At 77.4% G+C, this 2,825-nt stretch carries 2 protein-coding genes; one reads left to right on the top strand and one right to left on the bottom strand.

Annotation, left to right across the window (positions count from 1 at the left end; translation table 11 throughout):
- Positions 1-1,359 (bottom strand): cell division protein PerM (locus IE136_RS18715; protein ID WP_308432427.1); only part of this gene is annotated, 1,359 nt, incomplete at its 3' end.
- Between the two features lie 119 nt (positions 1,360-1,478).
- Between IE136_RS18715 and IE136_RS18710 the strand changes: the two genes are divergently transcribed.
- On the top strand, positions 1,479-2,825 hold a 1,347-nt coding region (locus IE136_RS18710; RefSeq protein ID WP_189600894.1), incomplete at its 3' end, for a helix-turn-helix domain-containing protein.

The following is a 2,825-nucleotide window of genomic DNA, read 5'->3' as shown; positions in this document are numbered from 1 at the left end:
CGCGGGTGCGGTCGCGGGTGCATTCTCGGTCGCGGGTGCGTTCTCGGTCGCCAGGTCCGGGGCCGCCGCCATCGGCGCCACCGGCTCGGGGGCGAGCGGCGCAGTCCCCGGCCCCGGTGCCTGCGCCGGGGCCGGGGCGGGCTTCAGGCCGCGCCGCGCCCACGCCCGTACCCCCAGCGCCACGGGCACGCCCACCACCGCGCCCCACAGCACCGCCGCCGCACCGGCCTGCCACCAGACCGGGCCGAACGCGGACAGCCGGCCCGAGCCGAGCGGGCCGCCCGCCGCCGCCGCCAGGACGGTCACCGCCGCCCCGCACGCCCAGGCCCCGACCAGCGCGGTCAGCGCCGTCTCCCGGCCCGTCCAGAGCCGGGCCGACCGTCCCACACACCCGCCCAGGACCAGCGTCGCCACCAGGGGAACCGCGACGGCCGACCAGTGCGGCCAGGACCCCGGCCCCGGCGACGGCAGCGCGGCGAGGAGCGGGAAGTGCGGGACGGCCGCGGTGCCGACGAGGCCCAGCGGGGTCGCCGAGGCCTCGGTGCCGAGCGAGAACCCGGGCCCGAGACCGTAGGAGGCCGCCCACACCGCCGCGTTCGGCACCAGCGCGACGGTCAGGAGCACGACCGAGATCCTGCCGGACCACTCGCCCGCGAGCCCGTCGAAGGACTCCTGCGCCGCCGCCGCGTGCCAGACGAGCGAGGTGCCGAACAGCGCCGCCCCGCCGCCCAGCAGGGCCACGACTCCCCGTGCCGCCGAGCGCAGGGCGACGGCCGCCTGTTCCTGCTCCGGCAGGGGCCGCCCGTACGCCGTCCAGACGCCCAGGCCCGCCGCGCAGAGGACCACGGCGGGCAGCCAGAGGCCGGCCGACACCAGGTCGGCCGGGAGGGGGCCGCTCGCCGCGTAGAGGACGACACCAGCCGCGACCAGCAGATATCCCCCGGCGACCGCGGCCACCGCACCGCCGGTGGAGGGCCGGGGCCCGGCCGTCGTCACCTCGGTGTACGGCTCCAGGGTGTCCCGGGCGGCCCGGTGCACCAGCCAGACCGGCAGGGCCATGATCAGCAGCGGGGCGACGCCGACCGGCGCGGGGTACCCGGAGAGGGTCTCCGTGCGGAACAGGTCCACGCCGTGGGCCAGCAGCCACAGTCCCGCGGCCGTGTGGAGCACCCCGCCGGGCCCGCTGTCGGGGAACGGCGAACTGATCCACGCCGCGGTCACCAGGACCGCCAGCGCCCCGAGGCCGAGCCCCGCCGCGACCCCGCCGCGCACGAAGGCGGTCGCCATCGCGGCGGAACGGCCGCCGTGGACCAGCGGACCGGCCGTCGACGAAGGGAGATTCTCGGTCACGTGCGTCACGCGCCCATGCTCCCAACGACACGCGCTTTTCTCGCGTAACAGGCAAACCGCCGTTGTGTCGCTCAATATACGTTTATGTACTTTTCCGCTCGGAGCAGCTCTGCGGGAGGTCGTCGCCGATGAGCCGGAGCACCGCAGATTCCGCGTCCGCCGTCTCGCTTCCCACCCCGAAGGAACGGCGCAGACTGCGCGAGGCCAAGGCCCTCAGCGAGGAGCAGGTCGCGGAGGCCCTGGGTGTCACGCGCGCCACCGTCCGGTCCTGGGAGACCGGCCGCACCGAGCCACGCGGGCGCAAGCGTGAGACGTACGCGAGGCTGCTCAGCGGGGACGAGGAGGAGCTCACGCCCTCCGCCGCGAAACCGGCCCCGGCCGGCGCCCGGCCGTCCCCCTCGCCCGAGGACGCGGAGCCCACGCCGACACCGGAGTCCACGCGCGCACCGGCACCGCCGCCGACGCCCTCGGAGCCTGAGGTCACCGCTCCGGAGGCCGGGCCGAGCCTGGTGACACCCGGGCGCCCGGGCCCCACGAGACCCGCCGTGAGCGGCGCGTCCACCCGGCCGAGGGCGGCCGCCAAGCGTGCCGCCAAACCGCCCAAGGGCGCGGCCCCCTCCCCCGGGCCGGCGCCCGCCCCCAAGGCCTCACAACCGCCTCAGCCACCCCAGGGACGTCTGAAGCCGGAGCCGCCGGCCGAGGGCGGCCTTCCCCCGCAGAGCCCGAGGACGACTCTCACCCCCGAGGAGGCCTTCGACGCGCTCTACGCCTACGCCGCCCCCGCGCTGGTCCACCAGACGTACCTGCTCACCGGCCGCCGCCGGCTCTCCCGGGAGGCCGTCGAGCACGCCTTCCACCACGCGTGGCAGCACTGGCCCGAGGTCGCGGTCGACCGGGACCCGGCGGGCTGGGTCCGGGCCGCGGCGTACGAGTACGCGCTCTCCCCCTGGCACCGGCTGCGCCGCACCCACAGGCATCCCGACGCCCCTCCCACCGAGGCCGGGCGCCGGGCGCTGCTCACGGCTCTGCTGGAGCTGCCGCCGCCGTACCGCCGTACGGTCCTGCTCTACGACGGTCTCGGCCTCGACCTGCCCGACACGGCGGCCGAGACCGAGGCGAGCACGCCCGCGGCCGCCCACCGGCTGCTGCACGCCCGTACCGTCATCGCGGAGCGGGTCCCCGGACTGGCCCACCCCGACGCCCTGCACCGACGCCTCGCCGCACTGGTCTCGGAGGCGCCGACGGCGACGCTCGCGGAGGCCCGGACGGTACGGACGCGCAGCGAGCGGCGTGCCCGGCTGTGGACGCGGGCGGCCCTCGCGGTGACGGCGGGACTCATCGGGGTGACGGCCTTCACCGCCGCCACCGCGCCGACGTCGTACGTGCCGGTCCACGCCCCCGGCCAGACGGTGAACGGCGTCCCGGTGCGCGGCGGCTCGCAGCAGCTCACCCCTGAGGACAGGGGCCTGCGGGAG

This window comes from Streptomyces lateritius (assembly GCF_014649715.1).
In the GTDB taxonomy this organism is placed as follows: Bacteria; Actinomycetota; Actinomycetes; order Streptomycetales; family Streptomycetaceae; genus Streptomyces; species Streptomyces lateritius.
Note: the sequence above shows the minus strand (reverse complement) of the source record. Positions and strands in the feature narration are given on the sequence as shown.